The sequence below is a fragment of the Alcaligenes sp. RM2 genome (genome assembly GCF_052931795.1).
In genome coordinates, this window is the sequence record NZ_JBRFIO010000003.1 from 404,294 (window position 1) to 419,062 (window position 14,769).

The window sequence follows — 14,769 nt, forward strand, 5'->3', positions numbered from 1 at the left end:
GTAACGATATTGCTGCAGGGCAGACGCTTATCGATTGAGAACAAACAGTTTAATCAGAGAAAAGAGGAAGTTTTGATCTGCTTTATGAGCCGGTTTCCGTTAAGGGAAGGCTGCGCAGAATGAGAAGGACAGACAAGGGGAAGGATTGTTTACCTAAGCTAAACAAAAAATCAGGAATACTTTTCAAAACCACACCGAAAACAGACAGTTGAGACAGCCCACCTCCAACTGTATTTTTCATGGCAGGAAATTGAGCCACGAAAAATACCCCTGAATCCATCATCAATTAGCTCATAGAGCGGCATTACAGTTACGTTTCGCCCTCAAATTGCTCACGATGCCAGCCACTTGGAGCCCTGCCTGGGTGTCGGGGCGATTCGGAGGACTTGCCGCGGTCAGGAGATAGCGTAGGGGTGCAAGCGCCCTGTTGTTTGACCGGGGCGCTTGTGGTTCGTCCGGGGGACGAACCACCCCGGGAGTTCAGGGTGCGCCCGTAGCTATCTCCTGACAAGGGCACCGGTGCGCAGCACCGGCAAGTGCTCAGCCCGGACACCCAGGCAGGGCTCCAAGTGGCGTCTTTCTGCCAAGGTGGAGTACTGAACAAACAACATTACGCCAGCAAACGGCAAGGCAACCCAAGCGTTCTATTGGGTTGTTTAATTTCCGAGCTGACATATGACCTTAAAAAGACATATATCTTCTCTTACCTGCGTTTATTTTCAGAGCACCAGAACAGCAAAAAGAAGCGGGGGAGCGCTCAAACGGCCTCCCCCCATCTTCAAAACAGCCCGTCCGCAATTACTGCGCCGTCTCAACCAGCACCAGCTCAGCATCCTCCAGCGCCTGAACTTCCAGCGTCGTTTCATTGCGAATCGCCGCCCCATCACGGGCATTCAACTCCAGACCATTTACCGAAACCCGCCCTGTGGCAGGCACCAGATAAGCCAGATGCTCGGCAGGCAAAGACAGAGTCGTGCTTTGACCTTTCGTCAGGGTCGCTCCCAGCACACGGGCCTGGGCACGAATCGGCAAAGCCTCTGCGTCACCTTCAAAACCACTGGCCAGGGCCACAAACTGCCCCGAACGCTCATCCTTGGGGAAAGGCTTGGCACCCCAGGCTGGCGGTAAACCACGACGCTCTGGCTGAATCCAGATCTGGAAGATGCGTGTCGTACCATTTTCCAGGTTGTACTCCGCATGGCGAATACCTGTGCCGGCACTCATCACCTGCACATCACCGGCTTCAGTACGACCCTTATTGCCCAAACTGTCCTGGTGGCTGATCGCCCCTTCACGCACATACGTAATGATCTCCATATCGGCATGATCGTGAGGTGGAAACCCGGTGTTGGACGCAATCGTGTCGTCATTCCAGACACGCAGGGCGCCCCAGCTCATACGAGCGGGATCGTAGTAATTAGCAAAAGAAAAATGGTGTTTGGCGTCCAGCCAGCCGTGGTTGGCGCCGCCCAGTTCATTAAAAGGCCGATGTTCAATCATGATGCGCTCCTTAATATTGGATACTAAAAAGAATTCTAGGCGTCTTGTTGATTGAATAAAATAGAATCAATAGCATAGAATTCATTCCAAAAATGACATGAAAACATTACCGGATCTACAAGCCTGGGCCATCTTTGCTACTGTGGCGGAAACCGGCTCCTTTGCCCAGGCAGCCGGAGTTCTGGGCCTGTCACAACCTACCGTCTCCAAGGCAATCACCCGGCTGGAAAAACAGCTGCAAGTGTCCCTGTTCCACCGTACCTCCCGACGCCTGTCCCTGACAGAAACCGGGCAGGCCAGCCTGGAACAGGCCCAAGCCGTTCTGGCTGCCGGACAGAACGCGGAAGCCCTGGCACGCGACCAGAAAGAAAGCCTGCAGGGACGTATCAAGATTGCTGCCCCCATGTCCTTCGGGCTGGAGCATCTGGCCCCTTTACTGCCCGCTTTCATGGAAAAGCACCCGGCCGTGCTGCTGGATCTGCACTTTAACGACGCTCAGGTCAACATCGTGGAACAAGGTTTCGACATGGCCTTGCGTATCTCGACCATGGATGATTCCAGCCTTCTGGTGCGCCGTCTGTGCAATTTGCGCCTGCGGCTGGTTGCCGCCCCCAGTTACCTGGCCAAGTACGGCAGACCCTCACACCCCAGCGACCTGGCTCAGCACATGAGCCTGCGCTACGCCTACGAGCGACGCGGCAGTGTCTGGCGCTTTCAGCAAGGGCAGGAGTATTACTCCCAAACCGTGCCCTGTGCTTTGCAAGTCAACAATGCCCAGGCCCTGATCCCACCCTTGCTTGAGGGCCTGGGGCTTAGCGTGCTGCCTCAATTCCTGCTGGGCGATATGGTCGAGCAAGGCCAGTTGGAAATCGTGTTACCGCAATGGGATTTGCCCAGCCTGACCTTGCATCTGCTGACGCCTCCGGGCCGCTCGCGCTCGGCTCGTGTGCAAGCTTTTATCGATTTTCTGGTCGCGGGATTTGAACGGGCAGCCTGGGCCGATACCGGCCAGTAAGAGACTGCTTACGTTTTGCCGCTAGACTGTCTGGTCCACGCTTGTTTTCTAGGAGATCACTATGGATACACGTCCTCCCTTGCCACCTTTCGATCTGGAGAGTGCCCGCCAGAAAGTGCGTGCCGCCGAGGATGCCTGGAATAGTCGTGACCCGGTCAAGGTTTCGCAGGCATATACCGTGGATACGCGCTGGCGCAATCGCAGCGAGTTTCCGCAGGGGCGAGATCAGGTTCAATCTTTTTTAGAACGCAAATGGCAAAAAGAGCGTGAATACCGCTTGATTAAAGAAATCTGGGCCTGGCATGAAAATAGAATTGCCGTGCGCTTTGCTTATGAATGGCAAGATGAATACGGTCAGTGGTGGCGCAGTTACGGAAATGAAAATTGGGAATTTGACGAGCATGGCTATATGGCGGTGCGCCATGCCAGCATTAATGATGTGGCAATTACAGAATCCGAACGCAAGTTCCGTTGGCCTTTGGGGCGGCGCCCCGATGAGCATCCGGGTTTGAGTGATCTTGGCCTTTAATTAAACCTGGGTGGCCGATCCTGGATACGCTCAGATTGCGGTGGTTCGGGACGAATACGCCACCACAGAAATAAAAATCCGGTTTGCATTTGGCTAAACCGGATTTTTTTAATATTTAATCTTTATGTTTCATTCTTCATGGTCTGGAAAGAATAAAGGGCGAAATATTGAAGTTTCCCTGTTCGCAATCAAAGACACACGCTTGGATAAATGGTTTAGTGTTGGGTTAGCCTTCGTTCATCTCCAAGGAGTCTTCTATCATGAATCACCCTGCTGGCCCGGATACGGCCGCCGTGGATCGCACTGGGCCTTCCAGTCATTATTCCCGATTGATCGAGCAAGCTCGCAAAGAGCACAGTCGAATTTGTGTGGTGGCTCATCCCTGCGATGATGTGTCCCTTGGAGCCGCCTTGCAGGCACGGGCCCAAGGCCTGTTCGAGATCGTGCTGGTTGGCCCGCAGGCCCGTTTGCATTCCGTAGCGGCAGAGCATGGTTTAAGCCTGGAAGGGGTCACCTTGATTGATACCCCCCACAGCCATGCCTCGGCAGAGCGAGCCGTCGAGGAAGTGCTGGCCGGACGTGCCCAGTTGCTGATGAAAGGCAGCCTGCATACGGATGAACTGATTCAGGCCGTGCTGTGCACCCAGGGCAAGGGCTTGCGGACTGGTCGCCGTTTGAGTCATGTTTTCATCATGGATGTGCCCAGCTATCCGGAACCCTTGTTTGTGACGGACGGCGCTATCAATATTTTCCCCGATCTGAGCACCAAGGCGGATATTGTGCAAAATGCCATTGATCTGCACCACGGCCTGGGCTTGGGTAAACCGTTGGTCGCCATCCTGTCTGCGGTCGAACAAGTGACCGAAAAAATCCCGACCACGCTGGAAGCGGCGGCCTTGTGCAAGATGGCTGATCGCGGCCAGATTACGGGCGGTGTGCTGGACGGCCCCTTGGCGCTGGATAACGCTATCAGCCCCGAGGCGGCGCGCATCAAAGGAATTGTGTCGCCCGTTGCGGGCAAGGCGCAGATTCTGGTGGCCCCTGATCTGGAGGCCGGCAATATGCTGGCCAAAAACCTGACCTTCCTGTCCGGCGCCCAGGCTGCCGGTATCGTGATGGGGGCTCGTGTGCCTATCATTTTGACCAGCCGAGCCGATAGCGCCCAGACCCGCATGGCCTCTTGTGCGGTTGCCAGCCTTTACGCGGGTTATCTGGAACGTAAAGTTGCTGTGGAGGCTGCGCACTAATGAGCGAGCAGATTCTGGTCATTAACGCAGGCAGCTCCAGCCTGAAGTTTCACATGTACAAGGTCCAGCCGGGCGACCAGCTGGATTTTGAGTTTGGCGGTCAGGTTTCGGGCATTGGCAGTAGCCAGCCAGCCTTCAAAGTTAAAGATGCCCAGGGCCAATCCATGGTCAAGCAGGACCTGGATGGCGAGCAGGCCAAGGACCTGCATACAGCTCAGGCTTTGGTGGCGCGCTGGCTGCTGGAGCATGTGGATGGTCGACCTATTGCCGTTGGCCACCGTATCGTGCACGGGGGCGCCCGCTACGACAGCAGCGTACCCTTGACCCCGCAGGTGCTGGAGTATCTGGACAGCCTGTCACCTTTGGCACCACTGCATCAGCAGAACAATCTGGCTCCTGTTCGCGTGATCTTCGAGCACTACCCGGAAATCTTCCAGGTAGCGTGTCTGGATACGGCCTTCCATCAAGGACATGCCCCGCATTTGCAGCACTTTGCATTGCCTGGTCGGTTCTTTGAACAGGGCGTGCGCCGCTACGGTTTCCACGGCCTCTCCTATCACTATATTTCCCAGCACCTGCGTCGCGAAATTCCCGAACTGGCTGACGGGCGCGTCGTCGTTGCTCACCTGGGCTCAGGTGCATCGGCTTGCGCCTTGCAAGAAGGCCGCAGCGTTCATACCACCATGGGCTTTACGGCGCTGGACGGCTTGCCTATGGGGACTCGTCCGGGGCGTCTGGATGCCGGTGTCGTGCTGTGGATGCTGGAGCAGGGAATGGAGCACGATGAGATCCAGTCCGTGCTCTACACCCAATCCGGGCTGAAAGGCTTGTCCGGCGATCAAGCGGATATGCGAGCGCTGGAGGCTTCCGATGACCCTCGTGCCAAGCTGGCGGTGCAGTACTTCTGCTATCACACGGCAGAGAATCTGGCGGGCTTGTGCGTGGCCTTGAAGGGGCTGGACACCTTGGTGTTCACGGCGGGGATTGGCGAGCACAGCCCGTCTATTCGGGCAGGCATCGCCAGGCACCTGGAGTGGATGGGGGTGGAGATTGATCCGGTTCGCAATCAGGCAGGGGAAACCGTCATTTCGACAGGCGACAGTCGGGTCAAGGTCCTGGTCATTCCCACCAACGAAGAGCGGGTCATAGCCGAGCAGTCTCTCGCCTTGGTGAGGAAAAAGTCATAGCGCTACCGTGGCGGTTTGAAGCCCCGGCCTCAGTCCGGGGCGCGTTCCCGCGTTATTTCCGCTTGTAGCCATTGTCGAAATGCGATCAATGGTGGGTAGTCGCAGCGTCCCGTCGGACAGGCCAGGTAGTAAGCCTCCGTGTTCAGGCAGGGCGAGTCCAGAGCCAGAACCAAGTCTCCGCGACTGAGCTCCTGTTTGAACAGAAATGTGGGCAGTAAGGCAATCCCAAGGTTGGAAATAGCTGCTTGTGTAATCAGCGCAAACTGGTCAAGCAGCATGCCGTGAATATGCACGTTCTCCACGCCGTTGGCGTTGAACCAACGCTCCCAGGCATCGGGCCTTGAGACCAGATGCAGTAAAGGTGCCTTGAGCAAGTCAGCTGCCGTCTGGAACTGATAATGCTCGCGAAGGGCGGAACTGCAGGCAGGTACCACGGTTTCTGACATCAGAAAATCCAGATTCGCCCCCGGCCAGTCGGGCAGGCCGTAATGGATGGCGGCATCCACATTTTCCATTTGAAAGTCAAACGGTTGCAGGCGCGTCAGCAGGTTAATGGTGATGCCGGGGTATGCAGCCACAAACTCTGGCAGCCGGGGGGCAAGCCAACGAGTCCCGAACGTGGGCAGGATGGCCAGGTTCAGCGTTCCGCCATGCGGATTGGCTTTGAACCCCAGGGTGGCGTTGGCAATGCGTCGAAGAGCATCGCTTAGCTCTTGGGCGTAAGTGCTACCCGCCTGAGTCAAACGAACCGTCTGGCGTTCTCTGACGAAAAGTTCCGCGCCCAATATTTCTTCCAGCAGTCTGATCTGTCTGCTGACGGCGCTTTGGGTCAGATTCAGCTCGCCCGCTGCTGCCGTGAAGCTGCCCAGCCGTGCGGCGGCTTCAAAGGCAATCAGGACGTGCATGGGAGGAAGAAAACGTTTGGGAATGGACATGCTGGTTTGCTAAGGGAAAACGTTTAGTCATTCTATTTAGGAATGACTTGAGTTGGAATCATCGTTTGACCCCTCTTGCCACTGCTCACAGAATGAGGTGCAAGTTTGCTAAGTATTTCAGGCTTATAAGATGACGGGCTTCCGCTGGCTGTGGTGTGAAGGAGTGCATACGAGTACACGGAAGTGATTCATTAATGGACTGACCTTGCCTTGTCGACAGGTCATGCAATTTGCTGGCGGTTCTATGGACACCTCTGTTTTTGTTTCTAAGGACGAAATCCGTTCCCGTTTCTCAGGCGCCATGTCGGCCATGTATCAGCAGGAGGTGCCACAGTACGGGGCCTTGTTGAGCCTGGTGCACGAGATCAATGCCAGTGTGCTCAAGCATGACCCAGCATTACGCAGCGCCTTGCAGCAGCAGTCGGAGCTGACCCGTCTGGATGTGGAGCGCCATGGCGCCATTCGGGTTGGTACAGCGGCGGAGCTCAAAGGGATTGCAAAGATTTTTGCTGTCATGGGTATGTATCCCGTTGGTTATTACGATCTGTCGGTGGCGGGTGTACCCGTCCACTCCACCGCGTTTCGCCCTGTGGACGACCATGCGTTACAAACCAATCCCTTCCGGGTGTTCACCTCTCTGCTCAGACTGGAGCTGATAGAGGATGCGAATCTGCGAGCGCAGGCAGCTGCAATCTTATCGCAACGGACTATTTTTCCCTCAGGGTTGCTGGAGTTGGCGGAACAGGCGCACATGTCTGGTGGCCTGACCGAACTGCAGGTCACGGAGTTTGTGGCTGCCGCCACCACTGTTTTTCGCTGGCATCGCCAGGCGACTGTCGATCAGGACACGTATCGCAAGTTGCATGAGGCCCATCGTCTGGTGGCCGATATTGTTTGTTTCAAGGGCCCCCATATCAATCACCTGACTCCCAGAACCCTGGATATTGATGCGGTACAAGAGGCCATGCCCCAATGGGGGATCCCTGCCAAAGAACTGATTGAAGGCCCACCGCGCAGGCGCCATCCCATCTTGTTGCGCCAAACCAGTTTCAAAGCCTTGGAGGAGGAGATTGAGTTTGCCGGCCAAGCCAGGGTAGGGTCTCATACCGCACGTTTTGGTGAGATAGAGCAACGTGGCGTGGCTTTGACCCAGGCGGGCCGGGCACTTTATGACTCCTTGTTGGCTCAAGCCAGAGATGCCGGGCAGCAAGCCGCTACTACACAGACGTATGCCGAACGTCTCCAGCACGTGTTTGCTCAGTTTCCAGATGACAGCGATGAAATGTACGAGCGTGGGCTGGCTTTTTTTCGGTTTGAACCACGGGATCCTGCTATCTGGCAGCAGGAACTGGCTGCCGGCCGGCCCTGGAACCTGCCTGATTTGATCAAGCGCGGCGTAGTCGCATTGACCCCCATTACTTACGAGGATTTTCTGCCAGTTAGCGCGGCGGGGATTTTCCAGTCCAACTTGGGGGATGCTGAACAGAGAAACTATGTATCGCAAGCGGCTCGGTCTGAGTTTGAACGCGATCTGGGTGGCCCCGTGCTGGATGAAATTGAACTTTACCGGGCTGCTCAGATGCGTTCCGAGCACGCCTTGCAGCAACGTTTTCTGGCGGAGTCGAGGTCATGAACGCGGACGGGCGCAGCCATGGACTCTGGCAGGCATCAGCTCCAGCCCCTCTGGTCTGCGAGCGTTTACAAGGCCAAGTCCAAGCGGATGTTGCGGTTATTGGCGCTGGGTTTACCGGCTTGTCCGCGGCCCTGAATCTGGCACAGGCTGGAGCGCGGGTAGTGGTCCTGGAAGGGGCGCAGATCGGCTTTGGTGGATCGGGACGAAATGTGGGGCTGGTCAATGCTGGCTTGTGGATTGAGCCAGAGACGCTGCTCAAAACATTGGGTTCTTATTACGGGGACCGCCTATTGCACTTGTTAAGCGGGGCGCCGGCTGCTGTGTATGAATTGGTAGCCCAACACCGGATTGATTGTCAGGCCGTGCAGAATGGTACTTTGCACTGCGCGGTCGGCGCGGGTGGCCTTCGCAACATCCGGAAGCGTTGGCAGCAATGGCAAGCTCTCGGGGCGCCGGTGGAGTTGCTCGATCACACACAGGCTACGGCGGCAACGGGAACCACCGCCTATGCGGGTGCCTTGCTGGACCGACGCGCGGGCACGCTCCAGCCTTTAGCCTATGTTCGAGGACTGGCGCGGGCAGCGATCACGGCGGGGGCCCGCATTTGCGAGCAAAGTGCCGTCAGGCGGGTTGAGGATGGTCGCACGCACTGGGTGTTGCAAACGCAGGATGGGGAGGTGCTGGCACCTTGGGTCATTGTGGCGACCAATGCCTATACCAGCGATATCTGGCCAGCCTTGCCCGCAGAACTGGTGCGTCTGCCTTATTTCAATGTGGCCACGCAACCGCTGGATACTGCACTGCGCGCCCAGATTTTGCCGGGGGGGCAGGGTGCGTGGGATACGCGTTCGGTTTTGTCCTCGTACCGCTTCGATCAAGCCGGTCGCCTGGTGTTTGGCAGTGTGGGGGCATTGCGCGGACGCGGACAAGCAATACATAAGGCGTGGGCGCAACGCGCATTGCAGCACTTGTTTCCGGCCTTGAAGCACGTGCAGTTTGATTATGAATGGTATGGCTGGATAGGCATGACGTCTGATGCCGTACCCCGCCTGCATCAACTGGGGCGACAGGTCTTGTCATTTAGCGGCTACAACGGGCGTGGCATTGCTCCTGGAACGGTCTTTGGACGTGAGCTGGCGCATCTGGTTCTGGGGCGGATCAAGGTGGAAGAGCTGCCTTTACCTCTGTCTCCGCTCAGGTCGGTCCCATGCAAGTCTGGGAAGGAGGCAGTTTATGAATATGGCGCACAGTTGGCGCATCTTGTCGGTGCCCGCAGCCCCCAGGGGCGGCGTCGGTCTTGAGGACAGACTTTTTTAAGGAATGGGCGTGTTTCTGAAAGCCGATATTCCGCATTTTTTATAGGGTACAGGTATGACTTACACAAGCATGACGCAGACAAGCGAACTGGCACATTCCACCCTGGCCCAATTGGGTGTGACGGCTGCGCTGGATGTTCAAGGGGGAATGTCGGTGCGCTCGCCTATCGACGGGGGCATTCTGGCCCATCTGCGGCCTCACAGCAGCGAGGAGCTTAGCAAGGCGATTGCTCGTGCCCATGATGCCTGGCAGGTGTGGCGTACCGTGCCTGCGCCGGCACGAGGTGAGCTGGTTCGACTGCTGGGCCAGGAGCTGCGGGCCCAGAAGCAGGCTTTGGGCCAGTTGATTTCCCTGGAGGCTGGAAAGATTACGAGTGAGGGCTTGGGTGAAGTCCAGGAAATGATTGATATCTGCGACTTTGCGGTGGGTTTGTCCCGACAGCTCTACGGTTTGACAATTGCCTCTGAGCGGCCTGGTCATCGCATGCTGGAAACCTGGCATCCATTGGGAGTGGTCGGGGTGATCACCGCTTTTAATTTTCCCATGGCGGTGTGGGCCTGGAATACTGCGCTGGCCTTGGTGTGTGGCGATGCCGTGATTTGGAAGCCCTCCGAAAAAACACCCTTGTCCGCCCTGGCGTGCCAGGCTGTCTTTGAGCGGGCAATGGCGCGGTATGAGGCCGGGCCGGCGCACCTGAGCCAAGTGCTGATTGGTGGGCGCGAAGCCGGAGAGCTACTGGTTGATGATCCCCGGGTGGCGCTGGTGTCGGCCACCGGCAGCACACGGATGGGTCGGGAAGTGGGGCCTCGTGTGGCGCGTCGTTTCGGGCGCGTTTTGCTGGAACTGGGGGGCAATAATGCCGTTATTGTCACGCCTAATGCGGATCTGGATCTGGCGGTCCGGGGGATTGTCTTTGCGGCGGTCGGGACGGCGGGGCAGCGCTGTACAAGTACACGACGCTTGATTGTGCATCGTAGTGTCAGTGAGCAACTGGTAGAACGGCTCAAGCAGGTGTATGGCAAGCTCAGGATTGGCAATCCGTTGCAGGAAGGAACGCTGCTGGGACCTTTAGTCGATCGGGCCTCTTTTGAGGCGATGCAGACCGCACTGGATGCGGCGCGTGCTCAAGGGGGGCGGGTTAGCGGTGGAGAGCGGGTGCTGGAGGATGAGTTCGCATCGGCCTATTACGTCAGACCAGCCATCGTGGAAATGGACAGCCAGACCGATACGGTACGGCAGGAAACCTTCGCACCTATTTTGTATGTGCTGCGCTATGAGAACCTGTCCGAGGCACTGGCGCTGCAAAACGATGTTCCGCAAGGCCTGTCGTCCGCCATTTTCAGTAATGACTTGCGTGAAACTGAGGAGTTTCTGTCGGCCAGCGGTTCGGACTGCGGTATCGCCAACGTCAATATTGGTACTTCCGGGGCGGAGATCGGTGGCGCCTTTGGTGGGGACAAGGAAACCGGCGGGGGGCGCGAGTCCGGTTCCGATGCCTGGCGTGCCTATATGCGCCGGGCGACCAATACCATCAACTACTCCCGAGAATTGCCATTGGCTCAGGGGGTGAAGTTTGACCTTTGACGCTGCCTGAGCGTTCGGACGGAGGGTCCTAGCCGATGATCGGCCGGGCCTGGCTGTTGGGTGACGTGCGCCTATAGCAAGCGAAGCATATCGTCGGGGCGCCCCGGGCGGGTCAGAACTGCCCCGCCATTGAATAAAAAGCGAGGAGACAATAATGACCATGCCTGAACAGGCAGGCCAGGGTGCGCTCGCGCACGGCCTGAACTCAAGACAGATGTCCATGATCTCTATCGCGGGGATCATTGGTGCCGGACTGTTCATTGGATCAGCCAATGCCATCGCGAAGACCGGGCCGGCAGCGGTACTGTCCTATATCTTGACGGGAGCATTGGTGCTGCTGGTCATGCGGATGTTGGGCGAGATGGCTGTCGCCAATCCTGATAGTGGCTCATTTTCCACCTATGCCGCGCGGGCGATCGGGCCCTGGGCGGGATTTTCCATTGGCTGGCTGTATTGGTGGTTCTGGGGCTTGATCATTCCCGTTGAAGCCATTGCCGGGGCCTATATCTTGCATCAATGGATGCCGGGTATCCCTTCGTGGCAGTTTTCCATTGTCATCATGGTCGCCTTGTCGATGACCAATCTGTTTAGTGTCAAGAATTTTGGCGAGTTTGAGTTCTGGTTTGCCTTGATCAAGGTGCTGGCCATTATTGTGTTCATTGTGGCCTGTCTCTGCGCCCTGACCGGCTTCTGGCCCTGGGTTGACGGGGGGAAGGTGCCGATGATTCCCGTGTTCAGCAACTTCGCGCCGCAAGGCATGGGCGCCGTGCTGGCGGGTATCCTGATTACGATGTTTTCATTTTTTGGGGCGGAGATCGTGACGATTGCCGCCGCCGAAACTGATAACCCGCAGGAAAAGATACGTAAGGCGACCAATCTGGTGGTCTACCGTATTTCCCTGTTTTATGTGTTGTCGATTTCCTTGATTGTGCTGATCGTCGGTTACGACGATCCCAGGCTGATGCAGGTAGGGTCATTTCAGCGCACGCTGGAAGTTCTTCGCTTGCCTGGGGCTAAGCTAGTTGTGGATGTAGTGGTACTGATTGCGGTGACTTCCTGCATGAACTCCGGCTTGTATACGGCCTCTCGAATGATTTATTCCCTGTCCGTCCGTGGTGATGCTCCTGCTTGTATTGCCAGGGTATCGTCCAAAGGTGTGCCTTATAACGCCGTACTTGTATCGACCTTGGCCGGTTTTGCAGGCTGCCTGGTGAACTATCTCTTGCCTGGACAGGTGTTTTCGTTCTTGCTATCCACAACGGGTGCGATTGCCCTGATCGTTTATTTGGTGATTGCTGTGTCCCAGCTACTGTCGCGTCGCCAGGCAGAAAACTCAGGCATAGATTTGCCATTCAAGATGTGGTTTTTCCCCTGGCTGACTTATCTGTCCATCGTGCTGATCTTGGCGGTGCTGGTGTATATGGCGATGGTGGAGGCGTACCGCTATCAGTTAGCCATGACTTTGGGTGTGAGCGCGTGTATTGTGCTGGCGGCATTAATGAGGCTCAGGCGCAGTTCAGCACGGGGCCGGTCTGTCAGGCAGCAAGAGGCGTCGTGATCTTATACGGTGCCTGCGGCAAGACGTGGGTCTGCCGCAGGCTGTTCTTTATACGCGCTTCTGGACCAGACCAGCAGCCACGGTCTGGTTCGTGCTGGGGTCAATCAGGATGAAAGAGCCCGTGCTGGAATGATCCTGATAATCGTCCAGCACCAGTGGGTCACGGCTGACCAGGCTGACACGGCCAATATCATTCAGGGATAAGCTGCCAGTGGCTTGCTGCTCTTGCAGGCTATGTACATCGCGCAAGGCATGAACGGCTTGCACTTTGGCTTGGGTAAGGCGCGTGCCTTGCTTTAACCAGTAAGAGCGGGTGGTATTCAAGGCCTGCTCGTCCAGCCAGCACAGCTGCGCATCAAAGTGTTTGCTGGTGCTTACCTCTTCATGGGCCAGTGTCAGCAAATCGCCCCGTGAAATGTCCAGTTCACGATCCAGCGCCACAGTCACGGCGTCCCCGTCGCTGACAGAAGTTTGTTCCGTACCCGCGCGAAACAGCTGTGTGATCACCGCCGTTTTTCCGCTAGGCCACACCTGAACGCTATCGCCCACCTGGATACGGCCGCCACTGAGCTGACCGGCGTAGCCACGGAAGCCATCAGCACGGCTGCCGCCATGACGCGCCACCCATTGCACAAACAAACGGGCAGGGCGCTGAATGTTCTCGCGCAGATCCAGCGATTCCAGCAAAGGCAGCAGTGGCAAACCTTGATACCAAGGCGTGTGTGGCGAAGCCCGGGTGATGTTCTCGCCCTTCAGGGCCGAGAGCGGAATGATGTGAAAGTGCTCAATCCCCAGCTGGGTAGCCAGTTGGCGATAGGCTTCATGGATACGGTCGAACACGGCTTGGTCCCAATCGACCAGGTCCATCTTGTTCACCGCCACCACGATATGGCGCAGGCCCAGCAATTTGGCAACCGTGCTGTGGCGCTTGGTCTGGGTCAGCAGTTCACCGTCCTTGGCGCGGTGCGCATCGATCAGAATAATGGCGGCCTGGGCGGTGGAGGCGCCTGTAATCATGTTGCGGGTGTACTGCTCGTGACCGGGGGTATCGGCCACGATGAATTTGCGTTTGGGGGTCGCGAAGTAGCGATAGGCCACGTCAATCGTGATGCCTTGTTCGCGCTCGGCTTCCAGGCCGTCGGTCAGCAGGGCCAGATCGGGTTCGGCGTCCTCGCCACGCTTGTATTTGGAGCGCTGGATGGCCGCAATCTGGTCGGCAAACACGCCCTGGCTGTCTACCAGCAAGCGGCCAATCAAGGTGGATTTTCCGTCGTCCACGGAGCCAGCGGTAATCAGACGCAGCACGCCTTGATCGGCAGCCTGCAGCCAGGCGTCATTGACTGTGTTCATTAGAAATATCCTTGTTTCTTGCGGTGTTCCATGGAGGCTTCGGACGTCTGGTCATCCATGCGGGTGGCGCCACGCTCGGTAATGGTGGCCAAGGCGGTTTCAGCAATAATGTCTTGCACGGACGCGGCGGTAGAGAGCACCGGGCAGGTGCAGGAAATATCGCCTACGGTGCGGAAACGCACATCGCGCCATTCAGAGGTTTCCCCATCCAGCAAGGGAGTCAATGGCGTGATGGGTACGATCAGCCCCTGACGCTCCACCACTTCGCGCGAGTGGGTGTAGTAGATGGATGGCAGATCAATGGCCTCACGCTGGATGTATTGCCACACGTCCAGCTCGGTCCAGTTGGAAATCGGGAATACGCGCAGGTTCTCGCCCTTGTGAATACGGGTATTGAACAAGTGCCACAGCTCGGGGCGTTGCGCTTTGGGGTCCCATTGGCCGAATTCGTCGCGAAAAGACACGATGCGCTCTTTGGCGCGGGCTTTTTCCTCGTCACGGCGGGCGCCACCGAAACAGGCATCAAAGCCAAATTCGGCAATCGCTTCCAGCAAGGTGACGGCTTGAGCCCCGTTGCGGCTGGCGGTTTCACTGCGCAGCACCACGGTGCCGCGCGCGATGGAATCCTCCACGCTGCGCACAATCAGTTCGGCGTTCAGCTCGGCGGCGCGGCGATCCCGAAATTCGATCACTTCCGGGTAGTTGTGGCCGGTGTCCACATGCATCAAGGGAAACGGCAGCGGGCCGGGCGCAAAGGCTTTCTGGGCCAATTGCAGCAGCACGGCGGAGTCCTTGCCGCCGGAGAACAGCAGCACGGGTTTTTCAGCTTCAGCCGCGATTTCACGCAGAATAAAAATGGCCTCGGCTTCCAGCCAGTCCAGATGAGTACGGGTAGAGAGTGGTTCGCCCATGGG

The 14,769-nt window shown here is 57.2% G+C and carries 13 protein-coding genes; 8 read left to right on the plus strand and 5 right to left on the minus strand.

The genetic code is table 11. The features are described from left to right. Window positions 1-82 precede the first annotated feature (82 nt). Both ACU6HM_RS13505 and ACU6HM_RS13510 read right to left on the minus strand, forming a co-directional pair. The gene (locus ACU6HM_RS13505; protein ID WP_009454811.1) at window positions 83-283 is read right to left on the minus strand and encodes a hypothetical protein; all 201 of its coding nucleotides are present in this window, start codon (window positions 281-283) and stop codon (window positions 83-85) included. A 515-nt stretch (window positions 284-798) separates the two neighbouring features. Continuing rightward, entirely contained in the window at window positions 799-1,500 is a 702-nt protein-coding gene (locus ACU6HM_RS13510) for a pirin family protein (protein WP_250756039.1), read from the minus strand. Between the two features lie 97 nt (window positions 1,501-1,597). On the opposite strand from ACU6HM_RS13510, the gene ACU6HM_RS13515 reads away from it, so the two are divergent. The 4 genes from ACU6HM_RS13515 to ACU6HM_RS13530 all read left to right on the plus strand — a co-directional run bounded on the left by ACU6HM_RS13515 (window position 1,598) and on the right by ACU6HM_RS13530 (window position 5,478). Next, on the plus strand, window positions 1,598-2,515 hold the full coding sequence (locus ACU6HM_RS13515; protein WP_336974647.1) for a LysR substrate-binding domain-containing protein: 918 nt from the start codon (window positions 1,598-1,600) through the stop codon (window positions 2,513-2,515). A 61-nt stretch (window positions 2,516-2,576) separates the two neighbouring features. Next, a complete protein-coding gene (locus ACU6HM_RS13520; protein WP_060186612.1) occupies window positions 2,577-3,044 on the plus strand; it encodes a nuclear transport factor 2 family protein in 468 nt (155 codons plus the stop codon). A 260-nt stretch (window positions 3,045-3,304) separates the two neighbouring features. Continuing rightward, window positions 3,305-4,291 (plus strand): phosphate acetyltransferase, encoded by a 987-nt coding sequence (locus ACU6HM_RS13525; protein WP_009454816.1) that lies wholly within the window; start codon window positions 3,305-3,307, stop codon window positions 4,289-4,291. Next, window positions 4,291-5,478, plus strand: coding sequence for an acetate/propionate family kinase (locus ACU6HM_RS13530; RefSeq protein ID WP_250756036.1), 1,188 nt, complete (start codon window positions 4,291-4,293; stop codon window positions 5,476-5,478). The genes ACU6HM_RS13525 and ACU6HM_RS13530 overlap by 1 nt, the downstream gene beginning before the upstream one ends. A gap of 29 nt (window positions 5,479-5,507) precedes the next feature. Here the strand turns inward: ACU6HM_RS13530 and ACU6HM_RS13535 are convergent, their stop codons facing one another. Next, window positions 5,508-6,413, minus strand: coding sequence for a LysR family transcriptional regulator (locus ACU6HM_RS13535; RefSeq protein WP_009454819.1), 906 nt, complete (start codon window positions 6,411-6,413; stop codon window positions 5,508-5,510). 244 nt (window positions 6,414-6,657) lie between these two features. On the opposite strand from ACU6HM_RS13535, the gene hglS reads away from it, so the two are divergent. The 4 genes from hglS to ACU6HM_RS13555 all read left to right on the plus strand — a co-directional run bounded on the left by hglS (window position 6,658) and on the right by ACU6HM_RS13555 (window position 12,505). After that, window positions 6,658-8,046, plus strand: a complete 1,389-nt coding sequence (gene hglS, locus ACU6HM_RS13540; protein WP_031232389.1) for a 2-oxoadipate dioxygenase/decarboxylase HglS — start codon at window positions 6,658-6,660, stop codon at window positions 8,044-8,046. Further along, on the plus strand, window positions 8,043-9,347 hold the full coding sequence (locus tag ACU6HM_RS13545) for an NAD(P)/FAD-dependent oxidoreductase (RefSeq protein ID WP_254498885.1): 1,305 nt from the start codon (window positions 8,043-8,045) through the stop codon (window positions 9,345-9,347). The genes hglS and ACU6HM_RS13545 overlap by 4 nt, the downstream gene beginning before the upstream one ends. A 70-nt stretch (window positions 9,348-9,417) precedes the next feature. Further along, the gene (amaB, locus tag ACU6HM_RS13550) at window positions 9,418-10,947 is read left to right on the plus strand and encodes an L-piperidine-6-carboxylate dehydrogenase (protein WP_152978308.1); all 1,530 of its coding nucleotides are present in this window, start codon (window positions 9,418-9,420) and stop codon (window positions 10,945-10,947) included. Window positions 10,948-11,101: 154 nt separating this feature from the next. After that, on the plus strand, window positions 11,102-12,505 hold the full coding sequence (locus ACU6HM_RS13555) for an amino acid permease (protein ID WP_254498886.1): 1,404 nt from the start codon (window positions 11,102-11,104) through the stop codon (window positions 12,503-12,505). A 48-nt stretch (window positions 12,506-12,553) separates the two neighbouring features. On the opposite strand, the gene ACU6HM_RS13560 is transcribed toward ACU6HM_RS13555, so the two are convergent. Further along, window positions 12,554-13,855: a sulfate adenylyltransferase subunit 1 gene (locus ACU6HM_RS13560; RefSeq protein ID WP_009454831.1), complete on the minus strand. Its 1,302-nt coding sequence runs from the start codon at window positions 13,853-13,855 to the stop codon at window positions 12,554-12,556. Beyond that, window positions 13,855-14,766: a sulfate adenylyltransferase subunit CysD gene (gene cysD / locus ACU6HM_RS13565; RefSeq protein WP_254498887.1), complete on the minus strand. Its 912-nt coding sequence runs from the start codon at window positions 14,764-14,766 to the stop codon at window positions 13,855-13,857. The genes ACU6HM_RS13560 and cysD overlap by 1 nt, the downstream gene beginning before the upstream one ends. Between the last annotated feature and the right edge of the window lie 3 nt (window positions 14,767-14,769).